Source organism: Phaeobacter sp. PT47_59 (assembly GCF_028890025.1).
Taxonomy (GTDB): Bacteria; Pseudomonadota; Alphaproteobacteria; order Rhodobacterales; family Rhodobacteraceae; genus Phycobacter.
Genome location: NZ_JARCJL010000012.1, coordinates 58,474 through 75,356, shown reverse-complemented (window position 1 = coordinate 75,356; position 16,883 = coordinate 58,474). Strand labels below are relative to the sequence as shown.

15 protein-coding genes are annotated in these 16,883 nt (G+C 61.3%); 8 read left to right on the top strand and 7 right to left on the bottom strand.

The window, feature by feature from the left end; all coding sequences use genetic code 11:
* Positions 1 to 4: 4 nt before the first annotated feature.
* Positions 5 to 901 (bottom strand): YicC/YloC family endoribonuclease, encoded by an 897-nt coding sequence (locus PXK01_RS12790; protein WP_274860352.1) that lies wholly within the window; start codon positions 899 to 901, stop codon positions 5 to 7.
* A 266-nt stretch (positions 902 to 1,167) separates the two neighbouring features.
* Between PXK01_RS12790 and PXK01_RS12785 the strand changes: the two genes are divergently transcribed.
* Entirely contained in the window at positions 1,168 to 1,986 is an 819-nt protein-coding gene (locus tag PXK01_RS12785; protein ID WP_274846146.1) for a PAS domain-containing protein, read from the top strand.
* 233 nt (positions 1,987 to 2,219) lie between these two features.
* Here PXK01_RS12785 and PXK01_RS12780 read toward each other — a convergent pair whose 3' ends face one another.
* Complete coding sequence (locus PXK01_RS12780; RefSeq protein WP_274846147.1) at positions 2,220 to 3,602, bottom strand: class II 3-deoxy-7-phosphoheptulonate synthase; 1,383 nt, start codon at positions 3,600 to 3,602, stop codon at positions 2,220 to 2,222.
* A gap of 183 nt (positions 3,603 to 3,785) precedes the next feature.
* Here PXK01_RS12780 and PXK01_RS12775 point away from each other — a divergent pair, with 183 nt between their 5' ends.
* Positions 3,786 to 4,787, top strand: a complete 1,002-nt coding sequence (locus PXK01_RS12775; protein ID WP_274846148.1) for a GlxA family transcriptional regulator — start codon at positions 3,786 to 3,788, stop codon at positions 4,785 to 4,787.
* A gap of 8 nt (positions 4,788 to 4,795) precedes the next feature.
* Here the strand turns inward: PXK01_RS12775 and PXK01_RS12770 are convergent, their stop codons facing one another.
* Positions 4,796 to 5,905 carry a PQQ-dependent sugar dehydrogenase gene (locus PXK01_RS12770; RefSeq protein ID WP_274860351.1) on the bottom strand — a complete coding sequence of 370 codons (1,110 nt, stop codon included), beginning with the start codon at positions 5,903 to 5,905 and terminating at the stop codon, positions 4,796 to 4,798.
* Between the two features lie 198 nt (positions 5,906 to 6,103).
* On the opposite strand from PXK01_RS12770, the gene PXK01_RS12765 reads away from it, so the two are divergent.
* The 5 genes from PXK01_RS12765 to PXK01_RS12745 all read left to right on the top strand — a co-directional run bounded on the left by PXK01_RS12765 (position 6,104) and on the right by PXK01_RS12745 (position 11,356).
* Entirely contained in the window at positions 6,104 to 7,297 is a 1,194-nt protein-coding gene (locus tag PXK01_RS12765; RefSeq protein ID WP_274860350.1) for an ABC transporter substrate-binding protein, read from the top strand.
* A 104-nt stretch (positions 7,298 to 7,401) separates the two neighbouring features.
* A complete protein-coding gene (locus tag PXK01_RS12760; RefSeq protein WP_274860349.1) occupies positions 7,402 to 8,190 on the top strand; it encodes an ABC transporter ATP-binding protein in 789 nt (262 codons plus the stop codon).
* Positions 8,187 to 9,020, top strand: a complete 834-nt coding sequence (locus PXK01_RS12755; RefSeq protein ID WP_274846152.1) for an ABC transporter ATP-binding protein — start codon at positions 8,187 to 8,189, stop codon at positions 9,018 to 9,020. The genes PXK01_RS12760 and PXK01_RS12755 overlap by 4 nt, the downstream gene beginning before the upstream one ends.
* Before the next feature lie 3 nt (positions 9,021 to 9,023).
* Positions 9,024 to 10,034 carry a branched-chain amino acid ABC transporter permease gene (locus PXK01_RS12750; RefSeq protein WP_274846153.1) on the top strand — a complete coding sequence of 337 codons (1,011 nt, stop codon included), beginning with the start codon at positions 9,024 to 9,026 and terminating at the stop codon, positions 10,032 to 10,034.
* Positions 10,031 to 11,356, top strand: coding sequence for a branched-chain amino acid ABC transporter permease (locus PXK01_RS12745; RefSeq protein WP_274846154.1), 1,326 nt, complete (start codon positions 10,031 to 10,033; stop codon positions 11,354 to 11,356). The genes PXK01_RS12750 and PXK01_RS12745 overlap by 4 nt, the downstream gene beginning before the upstream one ends.
* 69 nt (positions 11,357 to 11,425) lie before the next feature.
* Here PXK01_RS12745 and PXK01_RS12740 read toward each other — a convergent pair whose 3' ends face one another.
* Positions 11,426 to 12,973, bottom strand: coding sequence for a helicase HerA-like domain-containing protein (locus PXK01_RS12740; protein ID WP_274860348.1), 1,548 nt, complete (start codon positions 12,971 to 12,973; stop codon positions 11,426 to 11,428).
* A 492-nt stretch (positions 12,974 to 13,465) separates the two neighbouring features.
* On the opposite strand from PXK01_RS12740, the gene PXK01_RS12735 reads away from it, so the two are divergent.
* A complete protein-coding gene (locus tag PXK01_RS12735; RefSeq protein ID WP_274846156.1) occupies positions 13,466 to 14,080 on the top strand; it encodes an invasion associated locus B family protein in 615 nt (204 codons plus the stop codon).
* A gap of 145 nt (positions 14,081 to 14,225) precedes the next feature.
* Here PXK01_RS12735 and PXK01_RS12730 read toward each other — a convergent pair whose 3' ends face one another.
* From PXK01_RS12730 to lpxD, 3 genes are read right to left on the bottom strand one after another with little or no spacing between them, the layout of a single operon-like run.
* The gene (locus PXK01_RS12730) at positions 14,226 to 15,434 is read right to left on the bottom strand and encodes a beta-ketoacyl-[acyl-carrier-protein] synthase family protein (RefSeq protein WP_274846157.1); all 1,209 of its coding nucleotides are present in this window, start codon (positions 15,432 to 15,434) and stop codon (positions 14,226 to 14,228) included.
* Positions 15,435 to 15,462: 28 nt separating this feature from the next.
* On the bottom strand, positions 15,463 to 15,720 hold the full coding sequence (locus PXK01_RS12725) for an acyl carrier protein (RefSeq protein ID WP_274846158.1): 258 nt from the start codon (positions 15,718 to 15,720) through the stop codon (positions 15,463 to 15,465).
* Positions 15,721 to 15,768: 48 nt separating this feature from the next.
* Positions 15,769 to 16,842, bottom strand: coding sequence for a UDP-3-O-(3-hydroxymyristoyl)glucosamine N-acyltransferase (gene lpxD, locus PXK01_RS12720; protein ID WP_274846159.1), 1,074 nt, complete (start codon positions 16,840 to 16,842; stop codon positions 15,769 to 15,771).
* Positions 16,843 to 16,883: the final 41 nt, after the last annotated feature.

Here is a 16,883-nt window from a genome sequence, read left to right as displayed (position 1 = left end):
CCGGTTATTCGACGTTCTGAACCTGTTCGCGCATCTGATCGATCACCGCCTTCAGTTCAAGCCCGACGGCGGTCAGATCGCTGCTTTGCGACTTGGAGCAGAGCGTATTGGCCTCTCGATTGAATTCCTGCATCAGGAAATCCAGCTTGCGCCCGATGGGGCCGCCTGCCTCCAGCAGGTCGCGCACCGCGCGCACATGGGCGCCCAGACGGTCGATTTCCTCGGTCACATCGGATTTCACCGCGATCAGCGCCAACTCCTGGGCCAGCCGGTCGGGATCGATCCCGTCGGAATTCTGCAAGACCCGCTGCAGGTTTGCGCGCAGGACCTCGGCCATATGGGGTTTGCGCGCCTCTGCAAGCTGCGTCGCGGTCAGACTCAGCTGCTCGACCGCGCCGGTTTGGCGGCTCAGAACCTTCAACAGTTCTTCACCTTCTGCCGCGCGCATGGCCGAAAGATCCGCCAGAATGGTTAAGAACTCACCCTTCAGAGTGGCCACCAGCGGCGCCGGATCATCCTGGACCGCGGCCTGTTCCAACACCCCGCGCAAGGCCAGAAGATCCGCCGCCGAAGACGGTTTCAGATCGACGCCCATGCTCTGGGCCGCAGATTCCGCCTGTGCCAGCGCCTGCAGGACCGAGGCCAGCACGCCTTCGTTGACAGACAAAGGGCCGGCCCCTTCTTCGCTGCGACTCATGCGGAGGGAGACGGAGACGTTGCCACGGGCCAGAGACTTGGAAAGTGTTGCGCGTACAAAGGGTTCCAAGCCTTCCAGCCAGTCCGGGATTCGCAACCGCAGGTCCAGCCCCTTTGCATTGACCGAGCGAATCTCCCAGCTCCAGCTGTGGGCGCCCTGCCCGCCCTGCGCGGATGCGAATCCTGTCATGCTGTTCACGCCCATGCGCGCTGCCCCTTGTGTATTCGTTCACCGCAGACTGCCACAAAGCCATTGCCTGACACAACGGATAGGCGGCGATATCATTGGTATAGGGCGGCTAATCCTCCTCGTTAACCATTGCGTACAGAATTAGTCACAATTTGAATTAGATTGTGCCATATTAACGGAGAAGTAAGGATTATGGTGGAAATTGTTAAGCAGTCTTAAGAATGCTTGAACACCACCGCCAACAACTGGCAATTCGCCGGTGCAAGCAAAGGACGAAGGACATGTTTTTCGGTGGTCGCAAGAGCTCTGGACAGAACAAGGGTCACGACAAGGTGGTTCCGATGAACAACTTCCGCAGCCGCACCCCTGTGTCGGCGTTGCGCCAGGCAGAAGCCTATTGGACAGCATTGCGCCGGGGTGACGATATCCCCAGCCGTTCGCAGATCGATCCGCGCGGTCTTGAGAACATCCTGTCTCAGACCTTTATCCTGGAGCGCGTGGCACCGGGGATCGCCCGTTTCCGTCTTGCCGGGCAAAAAGTGAACGAAATGGCCGGCATGGAAGTGCGCGGCATGCCGATCACCGCGTTCTTTACGCCGGAGGCCCGCAAACAGCTGAGCGCCGCGCTTGAGCATATGTTCGACGCGCCCGCCATCGTGGAACTGGAGCTGCAGACCCAGGCAACCCGCCTGCACGGCAGCCGCGGCGCACGCATGCTGCTGTTGCCGCTGCGCAGCGATCTGGGCGACGTGAGCCGTGCGCTGGGTGTCTTCGTCTCTGAAGGCAACCCCACCGGCACCTCGCAGCGCTTCTCGGTGACGTCGATCGAGATGCGCACCATCTCGCAGGCCGCGTCCGATGCCGAATTCAAAGCCAAGCCGCGCGAGGAAAAGGAAGACATCAACACGCCGAACCCCGGCTTTGCCGCAACCGAGGCCCGTTTCAAGACCGAGAAATCCATCCTCGACGAGGCCCGCTCGCTTGCGGATCGCGGATCCCTGCGCTCTGAGCCCAAGGCTGAGATCAGCCAGAACCCGGCCTCTGGCAACAGCCCCAAGAAGCGCGGCTCTCACCTGCGCCTGGTCGTCAGCCGCGACTGAACCCATATGCCGGACCGGTCCGGCTCTCAAATTCTGGTCGAAGGTCATAGCACCAGAAACGCGCCCCGCGGAAGAATTCCCGGGGCGTTTCCCGTTTCCGGGGACTGTTTGATCTGGCCTGCCGCATTGCCGGAGCTCACGACTTTAGGAATATGTTGCATCCAATTGAAAAAGGCCGCCAATTCCAGGGCGGCCTTTCCGTTTCTTTACACGCAGTATTGCGACGCGCGGCCTTAACCCGCTTCGGCTTGCGTGGCACCTGCTGCGCGTTGGTCGCGCAGGCCGGACAGTTCTTCGGCCACCAGGAAGGCCAGTTCCAGCGACTGGCTGGCGTTTAGACGCGGATCACAGGCGGTGTGGTAACGGTCGCTCAGGTTCTCATCCGTGACTGCCCGCACGCCACCGGTGCATTCGGTCACGTCCTGACCGGTCATCTCGAAATGCACACCGCCGGGGATGGTGCCCTCGGCGCCGTGGACTGCAAAGAAGTCGCGCACTTCGCGCAGCACGCTGTCGAAGGGGCGCGTCTTGTAGCCTGTGGTGGATTTGATGGTGTTGCCATGCATCGGATCGCAGACCCAGGTGACCTTGGCGCCCTCTTCCTTCACCGCCTTGATCAGCCGCGGCAGGTGATCCGCTGCTTTGCCCGCGCCAAAGCGGGCGATCAGGGTCAGGCGCCCCTCTTCGTTGTCCGGGTTCAGCCGGGACATCAGCACCTTCAGGTCCTCGGCCGTGGTGGTCGGACCACATTTCAGCCCGATCGGGTTGAGCACGCCGCGGCAGAATTCCACATGGGCGCCGTCGGGCTGACGGGTGCGGTCGCCGATCCAGATCATGTGGCCAGAGCCCGCCAGCCATTTGCCGGAGGTCGAGTCAAGCCGCGTGAGCGCCTCTTCATATTCCAGCAGCAACCCTTCGTGGCTGGTGTAGAATTCCACCGTCTGCAGGGTATGGGCCGTGTCGCTATTGACGCCGGCCGCCTTCATGAAGTCCAGCGTATCGGTAATCCGGTTGGCCATCTCGCGGTAGGTTTCTGCCTTCTCGCTTTCGGTGAAGCCCAGGGTCCAGGCGTGGACCTGATGCACATCCGCGTAACCGCCGGTCGAAAAGGCGCGCAACAGGTTCAGCGTTGCAGCGGCCTGGGTATAGGCCTGCAGCATCCGTGCCGGATCCGGTACGCGCGAAGCCTCGGTGAAGGCGAGGTCATTGATGATATCGCCCCGGTAGCTGGGCAGTTCCACACCATCGACGGTTTCGGTTGGCGCGCTGCGCGGCTTGGCGAATTGGCCGGCCATGCGGCCCACCTTGACCACCGGCACCTTGGCGCCATAGGTCAGAACCATCGCCATTTGCAGCATCACCTTGAAGGTATCGCGAATGGCATCGGCGCTGAACTGATCGAAGCTTTCGGCGCAATCGCCCCCCTGCAGCAGGAAGGCTTCGCCGCGCCCGGCCGCAGCCAGGTGGTGTTTCAGGCGTCGGGCCTCACCGGCAAAGACCAGCGGCGGATACTTCGAAAGCTGCGTCTCGACGGCCGCAAGGGCCGCCGCGTCGGTATAGTCGGGCATCTGAACCCGCGGTTTCTGGCGCCAGGTCGATTTTTGCCACTCACTCATCGCTTGTCTCCGCTCAAGAGGTCTTTGTTCAATACGGAGAACACATATACAAAAAGCCGCGACCGCTGACCAGTTCAGAATTCGAATGTCTTGACCCGATAGCGATCCTGTGAGCACGGTTTCCTTCAGTCAGGAGTGGCCCGACTCCCTGCACGATCCGAAACTCATGATGGGGCCCGCACCATGCAAATCCGACGCAAACATGTCGAGCTCGAAAACCGCAGCATCCAGCCCAAGCGGTTTGTCTTCGTTCTGTTGGAAAAATTCTCGATGCTGTCCTTTGCCTCGGCAGTGGAATGTCTGCGCATCGCAAACCGGATGAGCGGGCAAAAGCTCTATACCTGGGCGATACATGGTGAAGGCGGTGAAACCGTGACCTGTTCTGCCGAAACCACCTTTCAGCTGGATGGGGATCTGGTCGATCTGCAGCGCGATGACACCGTTCTTCTGTGCGCGGGCCTGGACGTGCAGGAGGTGAGCAGCAAGAAACTGCTGGCGTGGCTGCGCCGCGAGGCCCGAAAGGGGGTGATGATCGGGGGATTGTGCACCGGGTCCTATGCTCTGGCCAAGGCGGGGCTTTTGGATGGCAGGCGTGCGACCATCCACTGGGAGAACGCCGATAGTTTCACCGAGGAGTTCGAGGACGTCGAGCTGACAAAATCGGTCTTTGTGCTGGATGGCAATCGCCTGTCCACGGCCGGGGGGACGGCCTCTATCGACATGATCCTGAAACTGATCGCGGATGATCATGGCGAGGAACTGGCCAATGCGGTGGCGGATCAGCTGATCTATTCCTCGATCCGCACCGACCAGGACACCCAGCGCCTGTCGATCCCGACCCGCATCGGGGTGCGCCATCCGAAACTGTCGATGGTGATCCAGATGATGGAAGCCAATATCGAAGAACCGATCAGCCCCTCGATCCTGGCGCAGGACGTGGGCATGTCCACGCGCCAGCTGGAACGCCTGTTCCGCCGCTATCTGAACCGCAGTCCGAAACGCTATTACATGGAGCTGCGCCTGCAAAAGGCGCGTAACCTGTTGATGCAGACCGATATGAGCGTCATCAATGTGGCGCTTGCCTGTGGCTTTGCCTCGCCATCGCATTTCTCGAAATGCTACCGCGCCCATTATGACACTACCCCCTATCGGGAGCGTGGCAGCAAGGCGGTGCGGCTCTCTTAAGGACCGCTCTAGTCCCCGTTGGAGATGCGAAACAGCGCGCCCTCGGTTTCGGAGGCGAACCAGATGCTGCCGTCCGGTGCCTCCTGAATGTCACGGATCCGGCCCGTGAGATCGCTTTGAAGCCGCTCGACCTCCTGCAACGGGGTGCCCGACAGTCTTGAGATCATGTCGAATTTCAAGGAGGCGACAAAGAAGTCACCACGCCAGGCAGGCCACATCTTGCCGGAATAGATCATCATGCCGGACGGTGCGATGGAGGGATCCCAATACCACTGCGGCTGCTCCATCCCGTGCTTTTGGATGCCCTCGCCGATCTTGGCCCCGGAATAGTGCCGCCCATAGGCGATCACCGGCCAGCCATAGTTGGCGCCCTTGCGGATGAGGTTCACCTCATCGCCGCCCCGGGCGCCATGTTCGACCGTCCAGATCCGCCCCTGCCCGTCCCGCGCCATGCCTTGCGGGTTGCGGTGTCCCAGGGTCCAGATCTCGGGCCGGGCGCCTGGCGTGGATGCAAAGGGATTGTCGCTGGGAATGCTGCCATCCCGATAGATCCGCAAGACTTTCCCCTGGTGACTGGCGGGGTCCTGGGCGCTGGGCCGCTCGCCCCGGTCGCCGACAGTGATCAGCAGGCTGCCGTCGGCGGCCTCGACCACGCGGGAGCCAAAGTGCCGCCCGCCGGTCGCGCCAGCGGCGGCTTCGAACAGGATCTTCACTTGGGTGAGCCACTTGCCATCCGGGCTCAGGACTGCGCGCGCAAGCGCGGTATTGGCCCCCCGCCCCTGTGGCTTGGAAAAGGTCAGGAACAACGCCCGGCTTTGGGCGAAACCCTGCGGAATCATCACATCCAGCAACCCGCCTTGCCCCTGCGCAGCCACGCGCGGCAGGCCAGAAACCCTGGTGCGACGCCCGTTTTTCACCAGATACAGCGCGCCTTCGCGTTCTGTCACCAGCAGGCTGCCATCGGGCAAAAAGGCAAAGGCCCAAGGAATATCAAACCCTTCTGCCATCCGGCTGATCTGCAGCTTGCCCTGGCTGCTGGAAACGGATGTGGTTTGCGCAGCCTGCACGCCCAGGCTGAGCGCCAGCCCTGCAATAAGAGTGACCCAGAATAATCGCATTGCCATCTTCCCCTTTGCCTGGGAACACTGTAAACGCACGCCCCAATCAGGCCAAATCACGAAAAATGGGCCTGATCAGGAGGAGTATGACCCGAGGCTGCGTCTCAACCCAAGCGATGTCCAATTGGACTTCCCTTTTTGTCGCACCTTGCCTAGGGTCCAATGTGAACTGAAATGTTCCAACACGGGAGTTACACAATGAAAAAACTGATGACGGCCACCGCGGCTATCGCCCTGACCGCCGGCACCGCATTCGCGGATGGACATGGCAAGGAAATCAAGCTGGGCGTTCTGCTCGGCTTTACCGGCCCGATTGAATCGCTGACCGCTGCCATGGGCACCGGTGCAGAGATGGCAATGGATGAAGTCACCGCCTCCGGCAAGCTGCTGGGCGGCGCCAAAGTGACCTCGATCCGCGCAGACACCGGTTGTATCGACAACGGTCTGGCGGTTGCCAACGGTGAAAAACTGATCGCTGATGGCGTGAACGGCATCGTGGGCGGCGACTGCTCCGGTGTGACCGGCGCGATCCTGCAGAACGTCGCCATCCCGAACGGCATGGTGATGATCTCTCCCTCGGCGACCTCGCCGGGTCTGTCGACCATGGAAGACAACGATCTGTTCTTCCGCACCTCGCCGTCCGACGCGCGCGAAGGTCAGGTGATGGCGGAAATCCTGCAGGAGCGTGACATCAAGTCGATCGCCCTGACCTATACCAACAACGACTATGGCAAGGGTCTCGCCGACGCGATCAAGACCTCCTTCGAAGGCGTTGGCGGTGAAGTCACCATCGTGGCCGCCCACGAAGACGGCAAGGGCGACTACTCTGCCGAAGTCGCCTCGCTGGCCTCTGCCGGCGGCGACATCCTGGTGGTTGCGGGTTACCTTGATCAGGGTGGTCTCGGAATCATCCAATCGGCCCTGGACAGCGGCGCCTATGAAACCTTCGGCCTGCCCGGCGGCATGATCGGCGACAGCCTGCCCAAGAACGTCGGTTCGGATCTCGATGGCTCCTTCGGCCAGATCGCGGGTTCCGACTCCAAGGGTGCGGAAGTCTTCGCGGAACTGGCCAAGGCAAAGGGCTTTGACGGCACCTCGGCCTATGCGCCTGAATCCTATGACGCGGCGGCCCTGTTCCTGCTCGCCATGCAGGCGGCAGGTTCCAGCAACCCGGCTGACTACGGCGCCAAGATCATGGACGTCGCCAACGCCCCCGGTGAGCCGATCAACCCCGGTGAGCTGGGCAAGGCACTGGAAATCCTCGCCGCTGGCGGTGAGATCGACTACCAGGGTGCCACCGGCGTTGAGCTGATCGGCCCCGGTGAGAGCGCAGGCTCCTACCGCGAGATCGAAGTCAAGGACGGCGTGAACGCCACGGTGAAATTCCGCTAATCCTGACCCGGATACCCGAAACAACAGATCAGCCCGGCATCGTCCGGGCTGTTCCAAATTTAAAGACTGCTGATAAAAACCAAGCAGTTAGGGGATGAAATGATATGATCGTCGTCGAGGACTTGCACAAGCACTTCGGCGGGTTCCATGCGGTTGATGGCGCGTCGCTGGAAATCGCAAAGGGCTCCATAACCGGTTTGATCGGGCCAAATGGCGCGGGAAAAACCACTCTTTTCAACGTGATTGCGGGCGTTCTTGAACCCACCTCCGGGCGGGTCTCCATGGATGGTGAGGATATCACCGGCCTGCCCCCGCATGAGCTGTTCCACAAGGGATTGCTGCGCACCTTCCAGATCGCGCATGAGTTTTCCTCGATGACCTGCCGCGAGAACCTGATGATGGTGCCGGGCAACCAGTCGGGTGAGAGCCTGTGGAACACCTGGTTCGGACGCAAGCGCATTGCCGACGAGGAACGTGCCCTACGTGCCAAGGCCGATGAGGTGCTGGAGTTCCTGACCATCAGCCATATCGCGGATCTGAAGGCGGGCGAAGTCTCGGGCGGGCAGAAGAAGCTGCTGGAACTGGGCCGCACCATGATGGTGGATGCCAAGATCGTCTTCCTCGACGAGGTCGGCGCCGGCGTGAACCGGACCCTGCTTTACACCATCGCCGATGCGATCAAGCGCCTCAATGAGGAGCGCGGCTATACCTTCGTGGTCATCGAACACGACATGGAATTCATCGGCCGCCTTTGCGATCCGGTGATCTGCATGGCCGAGGGCAAGAAGCTGGCCGAAGGCACCCTGGATCAGATCAAGGCCAACGAACAGGTGATCGAAGCTTACCTGGGCACTGGACTGAAAAACAAAGATAAAATAGGGGCAGACGCATGAGCGGCAACCCGTATCAGGAGGATCGCGGCAACAAGGACGCCACGATCACCAACACCCATGGCGCGGGCACGATGCAGCCTGCCCACCGCAAGAGCGGACCCACGAAAAAGGTCGAGGGCGACAGCCCCTTCCTGATTGGCGATTGCATGACCGGCGGCTACGGCAAGGGGCCGGACATCCTGCATGATTGCACCATCGCCGTGAACCCGGGCGAGATCGCCGTGATCGTCGGGCCTAATGGCGCCGGCAAATCCACCGCGATGAAGGCCGTCTTTGGCATGCTGAACGTGCGCTCCGGCTCTGTACGTCTGGATGGCGAGGACATCACCCAGCTCACCCCGCAGGACCGCGTGGTCAAGGGGATGGGATTTGTGCCGCAGACCAGCAATATCTTCACCTCGATGACGGTGGAGGAAAACCTGGAAATGGGCGCCTTCATCCGCACCGATGATTTCTCGAACACGATGGAGCAGGTCTATCACCTCTTCCCGATCCTGAAGGAAAAGCGCAACCAGCCTGCGGGCGAATTGTCCGGCGGTCAGCGTCAGCAGGTGGCCGTGGGCCGCGCGCTGATGACCCAGCCCAAGGTCCTGATGCTGGACGAGCCTACAGCGGGCGTCTCGCCCATCGTCATGGACGAGCTGTTCGACCGCATTATCGAGGTCGCCCGCACCGGGCTGCCAATCCTGATGGTGGAACAGAACGCCAAACAAGCCCTTGAGATCGCGGACAAAGGTTATGTCCTGGTCCAGGGGCGCAACGCCTATACGGGCACCGGTCAGGAACTGCTGGCCGATCCCGAAGTGCGCAAATCCTTCCTGGGGGGCTGAGGCATGGAACTCCTGAACGCCCTAGTGGCCTTTACAAACTTCGTTGGCGTGCCCGCCATCGCCTATGGCAGCCAGCTTGCCATCGGCGCGCTGGGGGTGACGCTGGTCTACTCCGTGCTGCGGTTCTCGAACTTTGCCCATGGCGATACCATGGCCTTTGGCACCATGGTGACGATCCTGGTAACCTGGCTGTTTCAGGGCGCGGGGATCAGTTTCGGTCCGCTGCCCACCGCCCTTCTGGCGCTGCCCTTTGGTATCGCGGTCACCATGGGGCTGGTGCTGTTCACCGATCGGACCGTCTATCGGTTTTATCGTGAGCAGAAAGCCAAACCGGTTGTCTTTGTCATGGTCTCGCTTGGTGTGATGTTCATGATGAACGGCCTTGTCCGCTTCATCATCGGCCCCGGCGACCAGCGCTTTGCCGATGGCGAGCGGTTCATCATTTCGGCGCGCGATTTCAAGAAGATGACCGGACTTGATGAAGGGCTGGCGATCAAGACCAGCCAGGGCATCACCGTGGTGACAGCGATCATCGTTGTGGCACTGCTGTTCTGGTTCCTGAACAAGACCCGCACCGGCAAGTCCATGCGCGCCTATTCCGATAACGAGGATCTGGCGCTTCTGTCCGGCATCAACCCCGAACGGGTGGTGATGTACACTTGGCTGATCGTGGCAACGCTGGCGACCATTGCCGGGGTTCTGTACGGGCTGGACAAGTCCTTCAAACCCTTCACCTATTTCCAGCTTCTGCTGCCAATCTTTGCCTCCGCCATCGTCGGCGGCCTTGGCAGCCCCATCGGGGCGATCGCGGGCGGGTTCATCATCGCCTTTTCCGAAGTCACGATCACCTATGCTTGGAAGAAGGTGGCCACCTACGTGCTGCCTGAAACCATGGCGCCGGATGGTCTCGTGCAGCTTCTCAGCACGGATTACAAATTCGCGGTGTCCTTCGCGATCCTGATCATCGTCCTGTTGTTCAAACCCACGGGCATCTTCAAAGGAAAATCGGTATGAGCGATACAGTGAAACATTCCCTGCTGTTCGCCTTTGTCGGCCTTCTGATCCTGATGGAAGGGGCAACGAGTTTTGCGGGCATTTTCTCCGGTTCCTGGAACTCGGCGCTGGTGATCCTCAACATGGGGCTGATCTCGGCCATCATGGCGCTGGGTGTGAACCTGCAATGGGGCTTTGCCGGGCTGTTTAATGTGGGCATCATGGGCTTTACCGCCCTTGGTGGCCTTGCGGTGGTGCTGGTCTCCACCAGTCCGACGCCGGGTGCCTTTGCCGCAGGTGGCATGGGCATCCTGATGGCGCTTGTCATGGGGGCGCTGACGGTTGTGGGCGCGGTTGCGATCTACAAGTTCATGAAGCCCGGAATTGCGCGCACGCTGGTGCTGCTGGCGGTGCTGATCGCGGGCTTCTTCATCTACCGCGCCATCTTTGACCCCTCGGTCGAGGCGGTGGAGGCGATCAACCCCGCGCTGGAAGGCAACCTTGGCGGCCTTGGCCTGCCGGTATTGCTGGCCTGGCCTGCGGGCGGGCTGCTCGCTGCCGGTGCTGCCTGGCTGATCGGCAAGACGGCCCTGGGCCTGCGGTCTGATTACCTGGCGATTGCTACCCTCGGGATTGCCGAGATCATCATCTCGGTGCTGAAGAACGAGGACTGGCTGTCGCGCGGTGTGAAGAACGTGGTCGGCCTGCCCCGCCCGGTGCCTTACGAGGTGGATCTGCAGAACGATCCTTCCTTCGTGGAGCGCGCGGCGACCTTTGGTCTGGATCCGGTGGAAGGCTCCACGATCTTTGTGAAGCTTGGCTATTCGATCCTGTTCACCGTGGTGCTGCTGGCATTGTTGTGGATGGCGCAAATGGCGCTGAAAAGCCCCTGGGGCCGCATGATGCGTGCCATCCGCGACAATGAGGTCGCGGCCGAGGCCATGGGCAAGGACGTGACCCGCCGCCATCTGCAGATCTTCGTGCTGGGCTCCGCGATCTGCGGCCTGGCGGGCGCGATGATGACCACGCTGGACAGCCAGTTGACACCGGGCACCTACAACCCCTTGCGCTTCACCTTCCTGATCTGGGTGATGGTGATCGTCGGCGGCTCCGGCAACAACTTTGGCGCGGTGCTGGGCGGCATGCTGATCTGGTTCTTCTGGATCAAGGTCGAACCCATGGGAATCGAGCTGATCGAACTGCTGACCACCTTCATGGCCGATGACAACTGGCTGAAGGCCCACCTGATCGAGAACGCATCCCATATGCGCCTTTTGACCATGGGTCTGATCCTGCTCCTGGTGCTGAGGTTCAGCCCAAGGGGCCTGATACCCGAGAAGTAACCCCGAAACAAAAAAAAACGCCGCCCCAGGATCCGGGGCGGCGTTTTCCTTTGCAAGGATCGCGGTGTCTCAGCGTCCCTTGAACAGGCCGCCCAGGATCCCGCGCACGATGCGCCGCCCCGTGGTGCCTTTCAACTCCTTGATGACGGCCTCTTGCAGGGCCGAACCAAAGCTATCCTTGGGCTTGCCATAGCTGCGCGCGGAGGAGCGGCTGACCCGCCCGCCGGAATAGCGCCGCGCCGCATTGAATTCCCGTGCCATGGGGTTGGCGGCAACTTCGGCCTGCTCTTCGGCCTGTTCCGCCGCTTTCGCGGCAGCCTCGGCCCGCTGCGCCAGGATTTCATGGGCAGAGTGCCGGTCCAGCGGTTTGTCGTATTTTCCGGCCATATCAGAGGCCGCCAGGATCGCCTTGCGCTCTTCAGCCGTGATCGGCCCCAATTGCGATGATGGCGGACGGATCAGGGTGCGCTCCACTACGCCGGGCACGCCCTTCTTCTGCAGCATCGATGTGACCGCCTCGCCGACACCGACCTCGCGAATGGCGTCCTCGGTCGAGAACCGCGGATTCTCGCGATAGGTTTCGGCGGCCAGTTTCAGGTTCTTGCGGTCCCGCGCGGTAAAGGCGCGCAGGGCGTGCTGGATCCGGTTGCCAAGCTGGCCCAGGATGTCTTCGGGGATGTCGGCGGGATGCTGGGTGATGAAATAGACGCCAACCCCCTTGGAGCGGATCAGCCGAGCAACCTGTTCGACCTTGTCCACCAATGCCTTGGGGGCGTCGTCGAACAGCAGATGCGCCTCGTCAAAGAAGAAGACCAGTTTCGGCTTGTCGGGATCGCCCACCTCGGGCAGTTCCTCGAACAATTCGCTGAGCAGCCACAGGAGGAAGGTCGCATAGAGCCCCGGCGCCGCCATCAGCTTGTCCGCCGCCAGGATATTGACCATGCCCCGGCCATTTGCATCGCAACGCATCAAATCCGCCAGATCGAGCGCCGGTTCGCCAAACAGCTGCGCGCCGCCCTGATTTTCCAGCACCAGCAGGCGGCGCTGGATGGCGCCGATGGAGGCGGGGGATACATTGCCATAGCGCAAGGACAGCTCGGCGCGGTTCTCGCCGATCCAGACCAGCAGCGATTGCAGATCCTTCAGATCCAACAGCGGCAGGCCTTCCTCGTCGGACAGGCGGAAGGCGATATTGAGGATGCCCTCCTGTGCCTCGCTCAGCTCCAAGAGGCGCGACAGCAGGAGCGGGCCCATCTCGGCGACGGTGGTGCGCAGGGGGTGACCCTGCTGACCGTATGGATCCCAGAAGGTCACCGGGGTGTCATGATAGGAATAGCTGTCAAAACCGATCTTCTGTGCCCGGCTGGTAAAGGCCTCGTGCAACTTCTGGGCGGGGCTGCCGCTTTTGGCGAGACCGGAGAGATCCCCCTTCACATCCGACAGGATCACCGGAACCCCCGCATTGGAGAAGCCTTCTGCCAGGATCTGCAGCGTCACCGTCTTGCCGGTGCCGGTGGCGCCAGCGATCAGCCCGTGCCGGTTGGCATACTCCAGCGACAACTCCTGCGCCGTGCCGTAGTCCTCACCGCCGCCACCGAGAAAAATCCGATCTGTCATCCTGTCTGTCCTACCCCCTGTTGGCCGTTGTTCTGCTTCTGTACCGGCACAATGAATAATTAACCTTTAAACGGCATAGTATGAATTGCCCGTCCTCGCAAATACGGTTGTGGGGACGGTCATTTCCTCCCTGTCAGACTGGCCGTGCCGATGTGCACGGCCCTTTTTTTGTCAAAAGCCCCGGTAAAGATCGTAAAACGAGCACTAATCAGAATGTGGCGCTTTGTGTCACTTTTTTTGCCATTGCATGTTGACCACGGGCCGGGGCTTTCGTAACGTCCTTGGCAATAACTAAGTCGGCCAGTCCGACGGGGAGACAAAAATAAAGAAAGGGAACCCTCTAGGTTCCCTTTTTTTGCCTCTGTTTCCAAGGTCTTGACTATTGATCCAAGATACGGTGCATTTCCCCGCCGATGGCCTGATATTGACCTGACAGATGACCTGCATCGTGGTAGATCGGTGCACGGACGTCCTGATACGAAAGAGGCACTCATGATCAAGTCCCTGACCCCCTTTGCACTGGCCGCGATTGTTGCCACAACCGCGCCTTTGGCGGCACAGGAGACCGCGAACACCGCCAATTCGAGCGGCGAATCATCTGCGGATCAAATGCTGGATCTGGGCCAGCCGGTGGATGGCGGCGCGCCGCAAATCGGCGATCGCTACCTCAAGGAAGAGCATGGCGACTGGGATCTGGCCTGCATCAAGACCGAAGCGGAGACGGACCCCTGTTCGCTGCTGCAGATCCTGACCGATCCCAATGGCAACCCGATGGCCGAGGTATCCCTGTTCCGCATCGATCAGCAGGGCGGCCAGGCGGTTGCCGGTGCCACCGTTATCGTGCCTCTGGAAACCCTGCTGCCGTCGGCGCTGACCATCTCGGTCGATGGCGCGCCCGGCAAGCGGTACAACTACTCCTTCTGCAACCAACTGGGCTGCGTTGCGCAGATCGGCTTTACCCAGGGCGACATCGATGCCTTCAAGAAGGGAACCGAGGCGATCCTGTCCCTGCGCCCTGCCCCGGCACCGGATCAGCTGGTGGAAATGAAGATGTCCTTGGCGGGCTTCACCGCCGGCTATGACGTCGTGGATGTGGTGTCCCAGTAACCGCCACAAGGGTACCCGACGCGCGTAAGTCCGGCGTTCGGGAATAAGATAAAGGCCACCGCAGCAACAGCGCTGTCGGTGGCCTTTTTGTGCAAATCCGGACCTTTTGATCGTTGGCTTTCACAGCCAGGTCTTTCCCAGGGGCTTAGATCCGCTTCAACGCCAGGACGGCGTTCAATCCGCCAAAGGCGAAGGCATTGCTGAGCGCCACCTCAACCTCAACCTCGCGGGCCTCGTTCGGCACCACGTCGAGCGCGCACTCCGGGTCCGGCTCCTGGTAGCCGATGGTGGGAGCAATGACGCCATCGCGCAGGGCCATGATACAGGCGAGAAGCTCGACCGCGCCGGTGCCGCCGATCAGATGGCCATGCATGGATTTTGTCGACGAGATCATCAGCCGGTCCGCATGCGGGCCAAAGACATCGGCGACTGCCGCGCATTCAGTCTTGTCATTGGCCGCGGTGCCGGTGCCATGGGCGTTGATATAGCCAACCTTGTCTGCCGCAATCTGCGCGTCCTGCAGCGCCCCCGCGATGGCTCGCGCCGCCCCTTGTTTGCTGGGCATCACGATATCGGCCGCATCCGAGGACATGGCAAAGCCGATCACCTCGCAGAGGATCTCTGCGCCGCGCGCCCTGGCGTGGTCATAATCCTCGAAGACAAAGATCCCGGCGCCTTCGCCCTGCACCATGCCGTTGCGATTGGCGCTGAACGGGCGGCAGGCATCGCGCGACATGACCCGCAGCCCCTCCCAGGCCTTGACCCCGCCGAAACAGAGCATGGATTCCGAGCCGCCGGTGACCATGACCGGGGCCATGCCGCTGCGCACCATCTGAAACGCCTGCGCCATCGCATGGTTGGAGGAGGCACAGGCGGTGGAGACGGTGAAACTTGGCCCCTTGAGGTTGAACTCCATCGACACATGGCTGGCGGCCGCATTGTTCATCAGCTTTGGCACGACAAAGGGATGCACCCGGTTCTTGCCATCCTCGTAAACCGACCGGTAATTGTCATCCCAGGTCGAGACCCCACCGCCGGCGGTACCCAGGACAACGCCGGATTTCGCCGACAACTCGCCGTGAAATTCGATGCCGGACTGGCTGATCGCCTCCTTGGCGGCGGTCAGGGTGAACTGGGTGAAGCGGTCATAAAGGCTCATCTGCTGGCGATTGAACCGCCCCTCGGCCTCGAACCCGCGCACCTGGCCGCCGATCTTGATCGACAGCCGGTCCACATCGCGGAACTCCAACGGGCCGATGCCGCAGCGCCCTTCCTTCATGGCGTCCAGCGTCGCCGCGACCGAATGGCCAAGCGCGTTGATCGTGCCCGCGCCGGTTATGACTACACGTTTCATGATGCTCATCCTCGCCCGAGGTGACGACTCAGGCCGTTTCGGTGGTCAGTTTTTCGATACCGGCGATGATGGCTGCGACATTTGAAATGTCGAAATCGCTTTCTTCGGGCGCATTGGCGTTAAACGGCACGGTGATGTCGAATTCTTCCTCGATGGCGAAGATGCTTTCGACCAGGCCGAGGCTGTCGATACCAAGATCCTCCAGCGTGCTCTCAAGTGTCACATCGGACGGCTCCAGCACGGCCTGTTCTGCGATGATTGCGATGACCTTGTCCTGAATGCTCATGGCGGTTTCCTGATCCTTTAGGCTGGCGCAGATGTAGTGCCTGCGCGCTTATTTGAAAACTGCCTTCTTCAGCGCGTCTATATCGCGCATCAGCCGGGGCAGCCTGCGTTGTGCCTTATAGACTTCGGTATGTGTCTCCATTTTGACAGCCGGGTATCCCATCATGACGCGACCCGCGGGAACGTTGGACAGGATCTTGGTGCCGCCTCCGGCGATCACCCCGTCGCCAATGAAGATATTGTCGACCACACCGCATTGGCCGCCCAGGACCACATTGTTGCCAATCTCCACCGAGCCGGAAATGCCGACCTGCCCGCAAAGCAGACAGTCGCGCCCCACGCGGGTGTTGTGGCCAACGTGAACCAGGTTGTCGAGCTTGCTGCCATCGCCGATCACCGTGTCGCGGATGGTGCCGTTGTCGATGGTGCAGTTGGTGCCCAATTCCACGTCATCCCCGATGGTGACCGAGCCAAGCGAGTGGATGCGCAGCCAGCTTTGCGGTTTTGCATCGCCCTGATCGCCAAGCGTCTTGCGCGCGGTTTCGGCGCCAGAGACCTCGGGGGTGACATAGGAAAAGCCGTCACCGCCGATGCGGGCGCCGGGCTGGGCCCGGAAGCGCGCGCCAATGGTCACCCGTGCCCCGATCGAGACCATCTCACGCAGCTGCGCTGCGCCACCGATCACCACATCGGCGCCGATGTAGCAGTGCGGACCGATCACCGATCCCGCCCCGATCTGCGCCCGCGGACCGATCACCGCCAGGGGTCCAACGCTGACGCCCTCTCCCAGCTCTGCACTTGGATCGATGACCGCCGAGGGGTGGATACCTGATGGGAAGCCCTGCCCCAGATCCATCATGCTGGTCAGCCCCGCCATGGCCATGCGCGGCCGGGTGGCAAAGATCGCCGCCTTCAGTCCCATGGCGCGCCAATCCGCACCCTCCCACAGCAAAGCGGCCTCAGCCGTCCCCTGAGAGAGGTTTTCGGCGTATTTCGGGGCCGTCGCCAACGCCAGATCCTGCGGGCCTGCATCCTGCGGCTCCTTGGTGCTGGCGATCACGAGGGACTGATCGCCCTCACATTGCGCGCCAAGCGCCTCGGCAATCTGGCGGATCGTGTACATTTAGGGCCCTTCCTCACAACAGTTGGCGGCGGGCCCAGAGT

What these genes read in the sequence shown, in the direction of transcription:
- PXK01_RS12760 (WP_274860349.1), top strand. Translation starts at nt 7,402, where the DNA reads ATGATCGTCGTCGAGGACTTGCACAAGCACTTCGGCGGGTTCCATGCG.
- PXK01_RS12730 (WP_274846157.1), bottom strand. Translation starts at nt 15,434, where the DNA reads ATGAAACGTGTAGTCATAACCGGCGCGGGCACGATCAACGCGCTTGGC.
- PXK01_RS12790 (WP_274860352.1), bottom strand. Translation starts at nt 901, where the DNA reads ATGGGCGTGAACAGCATGACAGGATTCGCATCCGCGCAGGGCGGGCAG.
- PXK01_RS12755 (WP_274846152.1), top strand. Translation starts at nt 8,187, where the DNA reads ATGAGCGGCAACCCGTATCAGGAGGATCGCGGCAACAAGGACGCCACG.
- PXK01_RS12785 (WP_274846146.1), top strand. Translation starts at nt 1,168, where the DNA reads ATGTTTTTCGGTGGTCGCAAGAGCTCTGGACAGAACAAGGGTCACGAC.
- PXK01_RS12735 (WP_274846156.1), top strand. Translation starts at nt 13,466, where the DNA reads ATGATCAAGTCCCTGACCCCCTTTGCACTGGCCGCGATTGTTGCCACA.
- PXK01_RS12765 (WP_274860350.1), top strand. Translation starts at nt 6,104, where the DNA reads ATGAAAAAACTGATGACGGCCACCGCGGCTATCGCCCTGACCGCCGGC.
- PXK01_RS12745 (WP_274846154.1), top strand. Translation starts at nt 10,031, where the DNA reads ATGAGCGATACAGTGAAACATTCCCTGCTGTTCGCCTTTGTCGGCCTT.
- lpxD (WP_274846159.1), bottom strand. Translation starts at nt 16,842, where the DNA reads ATGTACACGATCCGCCAGATTGCCGAGGCGCTTGGCGCGCAATGTGAG.
- PXK01_RS12770 (WP_274860351.1), bottom strand. Translation starts at nt 5,905, where the DNA reads ATGCGATTATTCTGGGTCACTCTTATTGCAGGGCTGGCGCTCAGCCTG.
- PXK01_RS12750 (WP_274846153.1), top strand. Translation starts at nt 9,024, where the DNA reads ATGGAACTCCTGAACGCCCTAGTGGCCTTTACAAACTTCGTTGGCGTG.
- PXK01_RS12740 (WP_274860348.1), bottom strand. Translation starts at nt 12,973, where the DNA reads ATGACAGATCGGATTTTTCTCGGTGGCGGCGGTGAGGACTACGGCACG.
- PXK01_RS12775 (WP_274846148.1), top strand. Translation starts at nt 3,786, where the DNA reads ATGCAAATCCGACGCAAACATGTCGAGCTCGAAAACCGCAGCATCCAG.
- PXK01_RS12725 (WP_274846158.1), bottom strand. Translation starts at nt 15,720, where the DNA reads ATGAGCATTCAGGACAAGGTCATCGCAATCATCGCAGAACAGGCCGTG.
- PXK01_RS12780 (WP_274846147.1), bottom strand. Translation starts at nt 3,602, where the DNA reads ATGAGTGAGTGGCAAAAATCGACCTGGCGCCAGAAACCGCGGGTTCAG.